Genomic DNA, 13287 nt, shown 5'->3' on the forward strand with positions numbered 1-13287 from the left:
ATACTCGGATTCTGTACGGTCGATTATGAAGAATCAGGAGCGTCGGCTGGACTTCGGGCACGAGGACCGGGAACGACTGTACAACTACGTGGAGCGCCACGGCGAGTGCTCGTTCGACGACCTCGAGTCCGGCCTCCGCCTGGACCCGCGGGGCATCCGCCACCACGTCGCCATCCTCCGGCGCGACGGCTACCTCACCGTCGAGGACGGCACAATCGCCATCGCGTTCGACGACACCGCGGCGGAGGAACACCGCGCGAACGACGTGGAGTTCGTCGTGCGGCCGGCCCGGCAGGCCGACCTCGCCGGACTGGTCGGCGCCATCCGGCAGGTCGCCGACGAGGGCAGTTACATCGAGGCCGAATCCGTCGCGGACGTCGTCGACCACGAGGACGTCCTGCTGCGACACAACGAGGTCGAGGAACGCATGTTCTTCGTCGCCACCGTCGGCGACGACGTGGTCGGCTGGGTGCACCTCGCGGGCTCCGAACTGGAGAAACTCTCACACACCGCGAAGCTCACCGTCGGCGTCATCGAGACGTACCGCGGGCACGGCATCGGCAGCCACCTCCTCGAGCGCGGCCTCGAGTGGGCGGCGAGCCGGGGCTACGAGAAGCTGTACAACAGCGCGCCGTCGACCAACGACGCGGCCATCGAGTTCCTCGAGGACCGCGGCTGGGAGATCGAGGCGCGGCGCGCGGACCACTACCGCCTCGGCGACGACTACGTCGACGAGGTGATGATGGCCCGCCGGCTCTGAGCGGATGCAGTGCGCGGAGGACGGCTGCGACCGGCCGGCGGCCGTCCGCGTCCACGACCCCCGGGGGCGGGACCGCGACGTCTGCCTGCCGCACGGCCGCAGCCTCGCCCAGCAGCCGGGCGTGGTCGCGGCGCCCATCGAGGACGCGGACGCCGAGTGGCCGTAGGGCGCTGGATTTCGGCTGGAGACGCGCCAGTTGAGGCTCCGGGCCAGCTGTCACTCGTCGTCGAGCAGTTCCCGCTCGATGCCGGGGTCGCCGCCGGTCGCGTCGGAGACACCGCGCGTGAGCACGTCGAAGACGACGACCAGCGGCCACAGCACCAGGCCGACGTACCGCATCGGCTTCGCGACGCGGAGCGCCCACGAGTCGGCGTTCGCCAGCCCCCAGGACTTCGGGAGAATCTCGCCGCCGACGAGCACGAGCGTCGTCGCCGCCAGCGTCGTCCCGGCGACAGCGAGCTCCGGCGGCAGGTACGCCACCAGCAGCACCGTGAGGATGCTCGATATCGCGATGTTCACGACGTTGTTCCCGACCAGAATCGTCACGAGCAGCCGGTGTGGGTCCTCCCGGAGGTCCACGAGGTCCTCACCCCGGACGTCGTCGGCCGCGAGTTCGGCGATGCGGTCGTCGGACAGCGAGAACAGCGCGATCTCCGTGCTGGAGAAGAACGCCGACACCGCCAGCAGGGCGGCGACGACGACGAGCGACGTGATGACGGCCGTTTCGACCATGTGAGCGGCGACGGCGGGCAGTCACAAAAGCCGTGGGTCGGCGCGGCGCCGGCACGAACACTTTTGCCGCGGACGACGCGTCCTGTCCGCATGGAGACCGTCGAGGGGGTCGCGCTCTGGGTGCACGTCGCGGCCGGCGCACTCGCGCTCGTCGCGGGCGGCCTCGCGCTCGCCACGGAGAAGGGCGGACAGCGCCACGTTCGGGCGGGGCGCGTCTACGTCGGGTCGATGGCCGTCGTCGTGGCGACGGTGGTCCCGCTGTTCGCCGTCGACCCGACGACCTTCCGGACGTTCCTGTTGCTCGTGGCGGTGTTCAGCGGGTACTTCGTGCTGTCCGGGTACCGCGCGCTCGCCCGGAAGCGCCCCGGAGACGCCCCGGAGGCGGTCGACTGGGGCGGGGCCGTCGTCGCCGTCGCGGCGTCGCTGGCGCTCGGCGGCTGGGGCGCCGGGCTGCTCGCCGGCGGCGACCCGTTCGGCGTCGTGATGGCGGTGTTCGGAACCATCGGCGCGCTCGTCGGCGCGGCCGACCTCCGGGCGTTCCGGGCGGGCGCCGACCGTCTGTGGCTGGTCGACCACCTCTCCCGGATGGTCGCCGGCTACGTCGCGACGGTGACCGCCGTCGCCGTCGTGAACGCCGGTCCGGTGCCGTCGGTGGTGGCGTGGCTGGCGCCGACGGCGGTCGGCGTCCCGCTCATCTGGTACTGGCAGGCGGCGTACGGGGACGCTGGACCGCTCGCCGGCCGGGTCTGAGCAGGTCTCAGAGGAACGCGTATGCAGCGACGCCGCCGAGCATCGCGAGCACGCCGCCGGCCCGGGTGAGAGTCACCCGCCACTCGGCGGGTTCGACGTCGCTCCAGTTCTGCGTGCTGCCGATGCTGTCCCAGCGTTCCTGCCAGAGGGAGAGCTGCCGGGGCCAGACTGCGGCTGCTGCGCCGACGAGGAGGAGGGGTATCGCTGCGGGGCTCGGCATGCCCGGAGCGTCGGTCAGCGCGCGGAAAAGCGTTTTCGCCAACCACGACTGGGCCGGCCCGGGTCAGTCCCAGTAGTCGACGGTGTCGTCGCGGTCGAAGTAGCCGTGGACGGTGCGCTCGCCGCGGCCGCCGGGCGGCGACCCCGCGAACACGCCGACCTTGTCCATCTCGGGGTAGACGGTGACGTCCGGGTCGTTCATCGTGGAGACGGCGAGGTATCGCAGCGGCTCGTCGCCGTCGTTGACGACGCGGTGGCCGCCGGACTCGTCGGGCGGGAAGACGGCGAAGTGGCCGGCCTCGACGGCGTGCTCGTCGCCGTCGAGGACCAGCAGGCCCTCGCCGGCGAGCACGTGGATGGCTTCCTCGTTGCCGGTGTGGTAGTGGTACGGCCAGGACTGCTCGCCGGCCGGGAGCTCGTAGAGGCTGGCGCCGAGGGCGTCGCCGCCGGCGGCCTCGCCGAGTTGCTTGCGGCGGAAGCGGGCGTCGCCCTCGTCGGTCTCGGCCCAGTCCAACTCAGTTTCGTGAACGAGTGGCACGACCGGGGAGACACCGGCCGGCGGGGAAAGCGTTACTCCGACCACTCGGCGTCGGCGAGCGTGCGCTGGACGGCCTCCTCGCCGACGGCGGCCGCGAGGGTGCGGAAGCCGGCTCGCTCCGCCCGGTCGTCGGCGTCCGCGACGAGCCGGGAGACGATGAACTCAGGCGTGGACTTCCCGACCGTGTCGAAGCGCGGCTGGTAGTCGACGAGCAGGTCGAGGTCGCTGTCCAGGCCCTCGGCGAAGATGCCGTCGGTGCGGGCGGCCTCGGGCAGCGGTTCGAGGTCGTCGGCGAGGTGCGTGACGAACACGCCGAGGGCGTCCTCGTCGACGGTGAGCGTGACGAGACCGTGGAGGAGGTCGGCAGCGCTGCCCGGTTCGGTGATGGCCTCGAACTCGTCGACGAGCATCAGGGTGCGCTCGCCGGTGGACAGCGGCGGCACGACGGAGTTCAGCGTGGCTTCCAGCACGCCGGCGTTGAACGAGGCGTGGCGACGGTGGAACACCACCGAGTCGATGACGCCGACCGCGGCGCGCTCGGCGGGCACCGGCAGCCCCATGCGGGCGAGCAGCGCGACCTGACACAGCGTCTCCAGCAGCGTCGTCTTCCCGCCGGAGTTCGCGCCCGTGAGGACCGTCACCCGGTCGCCCGAGGGCGCTCCCGGGAGTTCGTGGTCGCCCACGGCGTACGTGACCGGCTGGACGTCTTCGCCGTCGGCCGCCAGCGCGACGTTCCGGGCGTCCTCGACAGCGAGCGCGTCCCCGTCGACGAACGCGGGGCGGGTGAGGTCGTGGGCCTCGGCGAACCGGGCCAGCGAGAGGTGGAAGGCGAGGTCGCTGACGGTGTCGACGGCGGCCTCGACCTCGTCGCGGGCGGCCGAGAGTTCGCCGCGGAGGTCGGCGACCACGTCGCGCTCGCGGTCCTCGGCGCGCTCCCGGACGTCGCCGGCGAGGTCCCGGAGCGTCGTGCTCACGAAGTCGGCGGCGTCGGCGGCCTCGGGCGCCATCGCGTCGCGGACGAGTCGGGGCTCCACGTCGGCCTCGCTGGCGACGTACTGCACGAACGCCTCCCGGAACGCCTCGGTGCCCTCGACGCCCTCCGACCGCACGGCTTCGAGCACGTCGAACGTGTCGCGTTCGAGCGCCGACAGCGTCGCCGCGCGCTCCCGCAGCCGGTCGAGTTTCGCGTCCGCGCCCTCGCGGACACCACCACCGTCGTCGTCGAGGTACTGGAGCGCGTCGGCGGCCGCGTCGAGGGCGTCCCTGTCGAGGGCCGCGAGTTCGGCGAACACGCCGTCGGTGGCGCCCTCGTCCAGCAGCGCGAGCGCGGTCCGGACTGCCGCCCGGCGGCTGTCGCCGGCGTGCTCGTCGAACACCGAGAGCACCGCCGTCCGGGTGTCGGCGTTGAGGCCGCGCCACGTCTCCCGGGCGGCCTCGACGTCGTCGAGTCGCGCCCGCATCTCGTCGCGGTCGGTGAGCGGCGTGAGCACCCGGATGCGGTCGCCGGCGTGTGGCGTGACCGCGTGCTCGGCCGCGAGCGCGACGAGGTCCTTGTACACCTCGCGGGCGTCGTCGGTCGCCAGCGCGTCCAGCCCCGCGCCGCCGTTCGCGCGCCGCAGGATGCGCGTCGCCCGGCCGCGGGACAGCCCCGCGTCGACGAGCGCGCGAACGTCGGCCGACTCGATGGCGTCGACGGCGTCGGCGGTCCCCAGCTCGGTCTCCAGACGCTCGGCCGTCTTCGGGCCGACCCCCCAGTACGCTTCGAGTCGCATACGGCGGGCTGCGTCGCCCCGGGACTAAGCGTTAGTGGTCTCCGCGAGCCGCCGGACCGCCGCCTCGCCGGGCAGTGCACCGAAGCCACCGCGCTGGGTGGTCGCGAGCGCGCCCGCCGCCGAGGCGAACGCGAGCACGTCCCGGAGGCGGCCGGCCGACAGCCCGGGGGCGAACTCGGCGAGCACGCCCGCACAGAAGGCGTCCCCGGCACCGGTCGCGTCCACCGCGTCGACGTCGAAGGCTGGCAGCGAGTGCGTGACGCGCTCGTCCGCCCCGGTGGCGTCGCTGGCGACGGTCGCGCCGCCGGCGCCCCGGGTGAGGAAGACCGTATCCGGGCCGGCGTCCACGCTGCCGGGACCGGCGTCGAGGAACGCGCTGGCTGCGGCCTCGGGGTCGTCCCGGGCGAGCGATTCGAGGCCGAACGGCGCGAGGTCGGCGGCCGAACAGCACAGCAGGTCGGCGTGCGAGCAGAGCCGGCCGAGCGCGTCACCCGCGTCGTCGGGCCGTCGCCAGAGCTCGGGCCGGTAGTTCGGGTCGACGGACACCAGACAGCCGGCGTCGCTGGCGCGCTCGGCGAGCGCGAGCATCGCCCGTCGGCCCTCGGGATGGGCGAGAGGGACGCCGCTGACGTGGACGCACTCGAAGCGGGCGGGGTCCGGGACCCGCTCGGGGTCGAAGGCGAGGGTCGTAGTGCCCCGCTCGTAGAACGAGAACCGGGGGCCGTCGTCCTCGGTCGGCGCGACGACCGCGAGCGCGGTCGGCGCGTCGCCCCGCTCCACGAACTCGCCGTCCAGTCCGTGGTCGGCCAGTGCCGACTGGAGGAAGTCGCCGAACGGGTCGTCGCCGAGGCGCGTCCAGAGCGCCGGCGGCGAGTGGCCGACTGCGGGGAGTCCGGACGCGAGGTTCGCGGGGGCGCCGCCGGGCCGGTGCGCGAACCCGGAGACGGTGGCGAGGCTCCCCGACCCCGCCGGCACGAGGTCGACCAGCGTCTCGCCGGCGACCAGCACTTCTGGCGTGTGCACGCCGCTGTCGACGGCCCGCGGGCACTTAGTAGTCTCCGGCGGGCGAGCCGGAGCAGCGTACGAGGGGGCGCGGGAAGCGTGCGGACCGTCGGGCCCGCCGCACATCGACGCGTTATTTCGGGTCGTCTCCGAAGTGGGGGCCGATGAGCTTCGACATCACTGCCGCTCGCGTCGTCCACGCGGTGTTCGGCGCGGCGTGGACCGGGAGCACGCTCGCCGTCGCGCTGTTCGTCGTGCCCGCAGCCCGCCGCGGGGTCCTCGACGCCGCGCCCGTCGAGTGGATCGCCGACCGCTTCACGAAACTCAGCGTCGCGAGCGTCGTCGTCATGCTGCTGTCCGGCGGCCACCTCGCCGGGACCCTCTACACGTTCGAGGTGCTGGCGGAGTCCTCGCGGGGCCACCTCGTGCTCGGGATGACCGGCCTCTGGCTGGTGCTGGCGGGACTCGCGCACGTTGCGACGAGCCGGCTCACCGCCGACGGCGTCGACGTGGCCGCGGCCGCCGACGACGCGACGCCGTGGTTCGGCGCCGCCAGCGTCGTGAGCGTGGCGCTGCTCGTGCTCGCGGGCCTGCTCTGAGACCGGCGGCTGGCACCGCAGTGAGTCGGCGCCGTCCCGCCAATCGGTGGGCATAACAGCGTCGGCGTCCTGCGTCTCGGGCATGGACGCGGCGCTCGGCCCCCCGGACGCGATGGCCGACAGCGAGGGCGACCTGACGCCGATGATGAGCCAGTACTTCGAGCTCACGCGGCGCTACGACGACGCCCTCGTGCTCTTCCAGGTGGGAGACTTCTACGAACTGTTCTGCGAGGCCGCCGAGGCGGCGGCCCGCATCTGCGAGGTGACGCTGACCGCCCGCGAGGACTCGACGGGCCGCTACCCGATGGCAGGCGTCCCCATCGACAACGCCGAGCCGTACATCGAGGACCTGCTGGACGCCGGCTACCGGGTGGCCGTCGCCGACCAGGTCGAGGACCCCGACGAGGTCAGCGGCGTGGTCGACCGGGCGGTGACGCGCGTCGTCACCCCGGGCACCATCACGGAGGACGAACTGCTCGCGGGCGCGGACAACAACTTCGTGGCGGCGCTCGCCAGTGACCAGGTGGAGCGACGCTCCACCGGACGAACGAGCGGTGATAGCCGCGAGTACACCGGCGGCGGCTTCGGGCTGGCGCTGCTGGACGTCTCGACGGGCGACTGCTACGCGACGAGCCTCGACGACGAGACCCGGGTGCGGGACGAACTCGGCCGGTTCGCGCCCGCCGAACTCGTCGTCGGGCCCGGGGTCGCACCCGACCGCTTCGAGGACGAGGCGTTCGTCGCCGAGTACGACGACACCGCCTTCGAGCACGCCAGCGCCCGGGAGCGGGTCGCCTCCTACTTCGGGAGCGTGGACGCGCTGGCCGCCGACGCCGAGGTGCGGGCCTGCGGCGCGCTGCTGTCGTACGCCGAGTACACGCGAGGCGGAGAAGGCCACCAGCGCCTGGAGTACCTGAACCACGTCACGCGCTACGACCCCCGCGAGTACCTCCAGATGGACGCCGTCGCGCTGCGCAGCCTCGAGCTGTTCGAGCAGCGCAGCGTCCACGGCGCGAACGGCACCGCGCTCGTGGACGTAGTCGACGAGACGGCGTGTGCGCTGGGTCGCCGCGAGCTCACGGACTGGCTGCGCCGGCCGCTCGTCGACCCGGAGGCCATCGAGGCGCGCCACGACGCCGTCGGAGAACTCGTCGGCGACCCGCTCACGCGGGAGGAGCTCCACGAGCACCTCCGGGACGTCTACGACATCGAGCGGCTGGTCTCCCGGGTGTCTCGCGGCCGAGCGAACGCCCGCGACCTGCGGTCGCTGAAGGACACCCTCGACGTCGTACCCGAAGTCCGTGGCCTGCTAGCGGACGCCGACTGCGAGAAGCTGCGGGACCTCCGGGCGGAACTGGACGACCTGCCGGAGATCCGGGACCTGCTGGACCGCGCCATCGTCCCCGACCCGCCGCAGGAACTCACCGATGGCGGCGTCATCCGGGACGGCTACGACGACGACCTCGACGACCTGCGGGCGACCGAGCGCGCGGGCAAGCAGTGGGTCGACGACCTCGAGGCCAGCGAGCGCGAGCGAACGGGCGTCGACTCGCTGAAGGTCGGCCAGAACGCCGTCCACGGCTACTACATCGAGGTGACGAAGGCGAACGTCGACGCCGTCCCCGACGACTACCAGCGCCGGCAGACCCTGAAGAACGCCGAGCGCTACGTCACGCCCGAACTGAAAGACCGCGAGGAGGAGATCGTGCGCGCCGAGCAGCGCGCCCAGGACCTCGAGTACGACCTGTTCGTCGAGGTCCGGGACCGGGTGGCGGCCGAGGCCGAGCGGATGCAGGCCGTCGCGTCGGCGCTCGCCGCGCTGGACGCGCTCGCGTCGTTCGCCACGGTCGCGGCCGCCCACGACTACGCTCGCCCCGAGATGGGCGCCGACGGCATCCACGTCGAGGGCGGACGGCACCCGGTCGTGGAGCGCACCGAACCCGGGTTCGTGCCGAACGAGACCGACCTCGACGACGACCGGCGCGTCGCCGTCGTCACCGGCCCGAACATGAGCGGGAAGTCGACGTACATGCGGCAGGTCGCGCTGGTCGTCGTGCTCGCGCAGGCCGGCTGCTTCGTTCCCGCTGCAGGCGCCCGCCTCCGGGTCGTCGACAGGGTGTTCACGCGCGTCGGTGCGAGCGACGACATCGCCGGCGGCCGGTCGACGTTCATGGTGGAGATGACCGAACTCGCGTCGATTCTGCGCGCGGCGACCGAGGACTCCCTGGTCTTGCTGGACGAGGTCGGCCGGGGGACGTCGACCACCGACGGGCTCGCCATCGCGCGCGCCGTCACCGAGTACGTCCACGACGAGGTCGGGGCGACGACGCTGTTCGCCACCCACCACCACGAGCTCACGGCGGACGCCGACCGGCTGCCGGACGCCGTGAACCTCCACTTCGCCGCGACCCGGACACCGGAGGGCGTCACTTTCGAGCACGAAGTTCAGGAGGGCGCCGCGACCGCCTCCTACGGCGTGGAGGTCGCGCGGACCGCCGGCGTTCCGGACGACGTCGTGGACCGCGCCCGCGAGTTCCTCGACGCCCCGGAGTCGGCCGTCGATGACGAAAGCGAGGCGGCCACTGACGGAGCGTCCGCAGAGGAGGCCGACAGCCAGCGCAGAGAATCCGTCGATGACGGCGCCCTCGCCGAAGAACTGCGCGACGTGAGCGTCGCGGAGCTGACGCCAATCGAGGCGCTGAACGTCCTCAACGACCTGCAGCGTCGGCTGGACTGACCTGCGAGAACGCCAGCCCGCTCTCGGCGAGCAGCCGCCGCGTCTTCTCGGTGACCGCCGGCGCGACCAGAATCCCGCGCACCTCGGCGTCGGCGTGGAGGTCGCGGCGGAGCGCGGTGACGTACCGCTCGAGCTGTGAGGCGGCCGACGGACTCGCGCGGACGTTCTTCAGTTCGACGGCGACGACGGTGCCGTCGGCGTCCCGGCCGTAGACGTCGACGCGGCCGGCGGGCGTCTCGCGCTCGGTGGCGAGCGGCCGGAATCCGGGCTCGATCAGGTCGGGGTCAGCGAGCACTCGCTCCTTCAGGTCGGCTTCGGTGCCCGAGACCGTGGTGGCGTCGGCGTCGACCGGGTCGAAGGCGGTCGCGGCGTGCACGGCGTCGAAGCGGACGCGGAGCGCGTCGGCAGCGCTCCCGCCGTCGCAGGCGACGACGAGGCCGTCGTTCGCGTCGACGGTGACCGTCCCGCCGGACGCCCACGCGTCGGGGTCGCGGCCACCGGCGCCGTGCACGAGCAGCGTGTCGTCGGGCTTCCAGAGGAGCTGGCGGACGCCGGCGGCGAGGTCGCGGTGCGCTCGCCCGCTGAACGTGGCCTCGCAGGGACCGACCAGCGACACCGCGAGGCCGTCGGCGTTCGCGTCGCTGGCGAAGGCCTCGGCGTCGGCGAGCGTCGGGTCGGCGAGCGAGTGCGTCACGGCAGTCCGTTGGCTCGCGGGTCGCAAAAGCGACCGGGTGTGGACTCGCGGCGCACGGCCACGACGGGACTGGTGGCTGCCGCGAGTATCACTCGTGGCCGGTGGCGGTCCGGCGGCGGGGGAGATAGCGGAGTGCAGGCCCCGGCACCAGGCCGTCGGAGAGAGTCCGCCGCCGAACGCCCGCGGGACGAGTGGCACGAGTCGTGCCCGTGGGCGACGCCACCGGCCACGCAGCAGAGAGTTCCGCCGGAGCACCCCTATCCGTTGCGCCGAACGTGTGACCCGATCCCCGTTTAAGTGACTCTGGCGACAAGGGATAGATACGAGCGGCGACCTGCGGTCTTCTGCGGAACTCCCGACGCCGAGCAGCGGCGGCCGCGCTGCCGGCACACACCCCCGGAGGCGGCGTGCTCTTTTGTCGGGCTCCCGTACAGGACTGCGTGACGGAATCCATCACCATCTACTCGGACTACGTCTGTCCGTTCTGTTACCTCGGGCGGCAGTCCCTCGAGACCTACCGGGAGACGCGCGACGACGAGGCAGCCGACCTCGAGATCGACTGGCAGCCGTTCGACCTGCGCAGCCGGCAGCGACGCCCGGACGGCACGCTCGACGAGAGCGTCGACTCCGGGAAAGACGAGGAGTACTACGAGGAGGCGCGGGAGAACGTCGATCGGCTGCGTGAGGAGTACGGCGCCGACGAGATGAGCACCGACCTGGTCGGCGACGTCGACGGCTTCCAGGCGCAGGTCGCCTCCCTGTACGTCAAGGAGACGTACCCCGAGCAGTGGCTCGAGTTCGACGAGGCCGTCTTCGCGGCGCTCTGGGAGGACGAGTGCGACGTCGGCGACGCCGACGTGCTCGCCGACATCGCCGACGACGTCGGGCTGGACGCCGACGAGATCCGGGACGTCGTCGCCGACGAGGCGTGGCGCGACCGGCTGCGCGACGAGTTTGCGGACGCCCGGGAGTTCGGCATCACTGGCGTCCCGACGTTCGTCTACGACGGCCACGGCGCGCGCGGCGCGGTGCCGCCGAACCAGCTCGAGCGGCTGGTCGAGGGCGTCTGAGGCGACGAGCGGCGACCGCAGTTACGTCTCTTCGAGGAATGCCCGGGCGCCGGCCCGGAGGTGGCCGACGTCGGTGCCGGCGACGACGAAGTCCATCCCCCAGTCGTCGCGCCGGACGGTGATTTCTTCTGGAGTGGTGGCGAGCGTGCCGACGGGGACGCCCTCGTCGTCGGCGGCAGCGACGACGGCTTCGACCGCTTCTCGGAAGTCGGGCGCGTCGAAGTCGCCGAACGCGCCGAGGCGCGCGGAGAGGTCCGCCGGACCGACGAACAGGGCGTCGAGGCCGTCGATGGCCGCGATATCGTCGGCGTCGGCGACGGCGCCCGGGGTCTCTATCTGGAGAATCGTCGCGACGTCGTCGTTCGCGCTCTCGACGTACTCGCCGAGGTCGCTGCCGTAGCCCGAGGCCCGGCCACCAGCGACGCCGCGGCGGCCCTCTGGCGGGTAGCGGGTGGCGGCGACCGCCTCGCGGGCCTCGGCCGCAGACTCGACCTGTGGTACGACGACGCCGGCGACGCCGAGGTCGAGCACGCGCCGAATCTCGGCGGCGTCGGCGCCGCTGACCCGGACCACGGGGTCGGCGTTCCCGTCGGACGCGGCGACCGCGCGCACGCCGTCGGCGAGGTCGCCGATGGTGTTCTCGGAGTGTTCGCCGTCCAGCACCACGAAGTCGAAGGCCTCGGCGGCCAGCAGTTCCGCGACGGCGGGGTGGCCGACTGTCGACCACGCCCCGACCGGGGCGTCGCCGTCCCGAAGCGCCGCTGCGAGCGAGCCAGTGTGCATGCTCGGTGCGTTCGCGCCCGGAGGCAAAGCCGTTCGGCATCCGGCAGCACCGCCGGCGGCGACGGCGGATGTACCCACCCACCCCCGCAGTTCTTTAAGTGATTCTGGCGACAAGGGATAGATATGAGCGACGTGACGCGGCGTTCTGCTGACTGCTCGCCTCGTAGCCCCGGCCTCGTCTCCCGTAGCCCGCTCGTGTCGGCCTACCGACTGCTCGTTTAAGTGATTCTGGCGACAAGGGATAGATACGAGCGGCGTCGTGCGGTGTTCTGGTGATTCTTACGTCCCCCAGCAACTGGTCTGTACCCCGAGCAGTTCCGTTCGCGCGCTGCTCGATGTCCCTCCTGCCCGGGTAGCCATCAGCCCGCCGACATTTCTTTAAGTGGTTCTGGCGACAAGGATAAGATACGAGCGGAGATTCTCACGGTAGCGACGCCCACCAGCGGCGTCGCCGGGCCGAGGGTTTATTCGGTGGAAGCACGGAGCACCGGGTATGCCAGCAGACGCCGGCACCAGCCTCCAGTGGGAGGACCCCGACGACGCCGAGCGCGTCGTCGACACGCGGACCGGCTCCGGGTCACTGTCCCGCGCGGAAGCGCGCCGCGACTCGACGGTCCGCCAGTGGGGCGTCGTCTCCCCCAGCGCCACCGTCATCGGGCGAGCGGACTCCCCCGACGCCGACCTCTCCGACAGCGTGCGGCGGCTGCACGACGAGCGCCACCACGCCACCGAAGGCACCAGCGAGCGCGCGCACCGCCTCGACCGCCTCCGGACCACGCAGGCGCTCTGTAACGCCATCGGCGTGACGCCCTGGCAGCGCGACGTCGCGCTCGGCGTGATGGACGAGATCGACCTGACGGCGTTCGGCAGCCAGCGCGCCATCGAGAAGGTCGCGCTCGTCGTCGTCCGCCACGTCGTCGACGTCGACCGCCGCCAGTACTTCGGTCTCGACGACCTCGACGGCGCCGAGCTCACGCAGGGCCGCATGGAGGCGCTGTTCGAACGCTACAAGCGCCACGACGTCACCGACGAGCCGACGTTCCAGCGGCTCGCGGACCGCTACGAGCTCGACCAGACGAGCCTGAACCGGCTGCGGCGCGTGCTTACCGACCAGCTCGAGAATGGCCTGCCAGCGTACGGCCGCAACCCCCACCGCGACCCCCACCTGCCGTCGCTGTCCGAGGAGACGGACGGACGCAGCGGCGACGACGACGCCGGCGACCTGTAGCCGGGTTACGTGTTCTCGTCGAGGAACTGTTCGATTGCGCTCCCGCCCTGGAAGCCGTCTGCGAGCCGCGCGACCTCCTCGCCGTCCTCGACGAGCACGAGCGTCGGCGCGCTCCGGATCTGCCAGTCCTCGACGAGCGAGACGTCGTCGCCGGGGTTGGCCATCGCCACGGTGATACCGGTCTCGCGGGCGACGTTGCCCAGCACGGGCTCGATGGCCTGACAGAGCGTGCAGCCCTTCGTGTAGAACTCCACGAGGACGCGGTCGTGGGCCGCCAGCACGTCGTCCAGTTCGTCGCCGTCCGCGACGCGGACGGGCTTCTGTCGCTGTTCGGTCATACGGGTCGATAGGCTGCGGAGACGCAAAAGGACTGGTTCGAGGGTGGTCGCCGCCGCGACTCGGC

15 protein-coding genes are annotated in these 13287 nt (G+C 72.3%); 7 read left to right on the top strand and 8 right to left on the bottom strand.

Annotation, left to right across the window (positions count from 1 at the left end; all coding sequences use genetic code 11):
* Positions 1 to 25 precede the first annotated feature (25 nt).
* Positions 26 to 760: a GNAT family N-acetyltransferase gene (locus LT971_RS09120; RefSeq protein WP_237006613.1), complete on the top strand. Its 735-nt coding sequence runs from the start codon at positions 26 to 28 to the stop codon at positions 758 to 760.
* A gap of 4 nt (positions 761 to 764) precedes the next feature.
* Entirely contained in the window at positions 765 to 926 is a 162-nt protein-coding gene (locus LT971_RS09125; RefSeq protein ID WP_237006614.1) for a DUF8014 family protein, read from the top strand.
* 50 nt (positions 927 to 976) lie between these two features.
* Here the strand turns inward: LT971_RS09125 and LT971_RS09130 are convergent, their stop codons facing one another.
* Positions 977 to 1492 (bottom strand): DUF21 domain-containing protein, encoded by a 516-nt coding sequence (locus LT971_RS09130; protein ID WP_237006615.1) that lies wholly within the window; start codon positions 1490 to 1492, stop codon positions 977 to 979.
* A 90-nt stretch (positions 1493 to 1582) separates the two neighbouring features.
* Here LT971_RS09130 and LT971_RS09135 point away from each other — a divergent pair, with 90 nt between their 5' ends.
* Positions 1583 to 2242 carry a hypothetical protein gene (locus tag LT971_RS09135; RefSeq protein ID WP_237006616.1) on the top strand — a complete coding sequence of 220 codons (660 nt, stop codon included), beginning with the start codon at positions 1583 to 1585 and terminating at the stop codon, positions 2240 to 2242.
* A 7-nt stretch (positions 2243 to 2249) separates the two neighbouring features.
* On the opposite strand, the gene LT971_RS09140 is transcribed toward LT971_RS09135, so the two are convergent.
* The 4 genes from LT971_RS09140 to LT971_RS09155 all read right to left on the bottom strand — a co-directional run bounded on the left by LT971_RS09140 (position 2250) and on the right by LT971_RS09155 (position 5794).
* Complete coding sequence (locus LT971_RS09140; protein WP_237006617.1) at positions 2250 to 2462, bottom strand: DUF6199 family natural product biosynthesis protein; 213 nt, start codon at positions 2460 to 2462, stop codon at positions 2250 to 2252.
* Between the two features lie 63 nt (positions 2463 to 2525).
* The gene (locus tag LT971_RS09145) at positions 2526 to 2999 is read right to left on the bottom strand and encodes a cupin domain-containing protein (RefSeq protein ID WP_237006618.1); all 474 of its coding nucleotides are present in this window, start codon (positions 2997 to 2999) and stop codon (positions 2526 to 2528) included.
* Positions 3000 to 3031: 32 nt separating this feature from the next.
* Entirely contained in the window at positions 3032 to 4771 is a 1740-nt protein-coding gene (locus LT971_RS09150; protein WP_237006619.1) for a MutS-related protein, read from the bottom strand.
* 24 nt (positions 4772 to 4795) lie between these two features.
* The gene (locus LT971_RS09155; RefSeq protein ID WP_237006620.1) at positions 4796 to 5794 is read right to left on the bottom strand and encodes a carbohydrate kinase family protein; all 999 of its coding nucleotides are present in this window, start codon (positions 5792 to 5794) and stop codon (positions 4796 to 4798) included.
* 143 nt (positions 5795 to 5937) lie between these two features.
* Here LT971_RS09155 and LT971_RS09160 point away from each other — a divergent pair, with 143 nt between their 5' ends.
* Together LT971_RS09160 and mutS are read left to right on the top strand one after the other, a co-directional pair.
* Positions 5938 to 6372 (top strand): CopD family protein, encoded by a 435-nt coding sequence (locus tag LT971_RS09160; protein ID WP_237006621.1) that lies wholly within the window; start codon positions 5938 to 5940, stop codon positions 6370 to 6372.
* 82 nt (positions 6373 to 6454) lie between these two features.
* Positions 6455 to 9109 carry a DNA mismatch repair protein MutS gene (mutS, locus tag LT971_RS09165; protein WP_237006622.1) on the top strand — a complete coding sequence of 885 codons (2655 nt, stop codon included), beginning with the start codon at positions 6455 to 6457 and terminating at the stop codon, positions 9107 to 9109.
* Here the strand turns inward: mutS and nucS are convergent.
* On the bottom strand, positions 9081 to 9803 hold the full coding sequence (gene nucS, locus LT971_RS09170) for an endonuclease NucS (RefSeq protein WP_237006623.1): 723 nt from the start codon (positions 9801 to 9803) through the stop codon (positions 9081 to 9083). The genes mutS and nucS overlap by 29 nt on opposite strands.
* A gap of 440 nt (positions 9804 to 10243) precedes the next feature.
* Between nucS and LT971_RS09175 the strand changes: the two genes are divergently transcribed.
* Positions 10244 to 10873 (top strand): DsbA family oxidoreductase, encoded by a 630-nt coding sequence (locus tag LT971_RS09175; RefSeq protein ID WP_237006624.1) that lies wholly within the window; start codon positions 10244 to 10246, stop codon positions 10871 to 10873.
* Positions 10874 to 10894: 21 nt separating this feature from the next.
* Here LT971_RS09175 and LT971_RS09180 read toward each other — a convergent pair whose 3' ends face one another.
* Positions 10895 to 11656, bottom strand: coding sequence for an HpcH/HpaI aldolase family protein (locus LT971_RS09180; protein WP_237006625.1), 762 nt, complete (start codon positions 11654 to 11656; stop codon positions 10895 to 10897).
* A gap of 493 nt (positions 11657 to 12149) precedes the next feature.
* On the opposite strand from LT971_RS09180, the gene LT971_RS09185 reads away from it, so the two are divergent.
* Complete coding sequence (locus LT971_RS09185; RefSeq protein ID WP_237006626.1) at positions 12150 to 12884, top strand: DNA-directed RNA polymerase subunit epsilon; 735 nt, start codon at positions 12150 to 12152, stop codon at positions 12882 to 12884.
* 5 nt (positions 12885 to 12889) lie between these two features.
* Here the strand turns inward: LT971_RS09185 and LT971_RS09190 are convergent, their stop codons facing one another.
* On the bottom strand, positions 12890 to 13222 hold the full coding sequence (locus LT971_RS09190) for a thioredoxin family protein (protein WP_237006627.1): 333 nt from the start codon (positions 13220 to 13222) through the stop codon (positions 12890 to 12892).
* Between the last annotated feature and the right edge of the window lie 65 nt (positions 13223 to 13287).

The organism is Halobacterium rubrum (genome assembly GCF_021729015.1).
Classification (GTDB): Archaea; Halobacteriota; Halobacteria; order Halobacteriales; family Halobacteriaceae; genus Halobacterium; species Halobacterium rubrum.

Excerpts from the sequence above, each read along its gene's own strand:
- LT971_RS09160 (WP_237006621.1), top strand. The coding sequence starts at position 5,938 with ATGAGCTTCGACATCACTGCCGCTCGCGTCGTCCACGCGGTGTTCGGC.
- LT971_RS09180 (WP_237006625.1), bottom strand. The coding sequence starts at position 11,656 with ATGCACACTGGCTCGCTCGCAGCGGCGCTTCGGGACGGCGACGCCCCG.
- LT971_RS09125 (WP_237006614.1), top strand. The coding sequence starts at position 765 with ATGCAGTGCGCGGAGGACGGCTGCGACCGGCCGGCGGCCGTCCGCGTC.
- LT971_RS09185 (WP_237006626.1), top strand. The coding sequence starts at position 12,150 with ATGCCAGCAGACGCCGGCACCAGCCTCCAGTGGGAGGACCCCGACGAC.
- LT971_RS09120 (WP_237006613.1), top strand. The coding sequence starts at position 26 with ATGAAGAATCAGGAGCGTCGGCTGGACTTCGGGCACGAGGACCGGGAA.
- LT971_RS09190 (WP_237006627.1), bottom strand. The coding sequence starts at position 13,222 with ATGACCGAACAGCGACAGAAGCCCGTCCGCGTCGCGGACGGCGACGAA.
- mutS (WP_237006622.1), top strand. The coding sequence starts at position 6,455 with ATGGACGCGGCGCTCGGCCCCCCGGACGCGATGGCCGACAGCGAGGGC.
- LT971_RS09130 (WP_237006615.1), bottom strand. The coding sequence starts at position 1,492 with ATGGTCGAAACGGCCGTCATCACGTCGCTCGTCGTCGTCGCCGCCCTG.
- LT971_RS09140 (WP_237006617.1), bottom strand. The coding sequence starts at position 2,462 with ATGCCGAGCCCCGCAGCGATACCCCTCCTCCTCGTCGGCGCAGCAGCC.
- LT971_RS09150 (WP_237006619.1), bottom strand. The coding sequence starts at position 4,771 with ATGCGACTCGAAGCGTACTGGGGGGTCGGCCCGAAGACGGCCGAGCGT.
- LT971_RS09135 (WP_237006616.1), top strand. The coding sequence starts at position 1,583 with ATGGAGACCGTCGAGGGGGTCGCGCTCTGGGTGCACGTCGCGGCCGGC.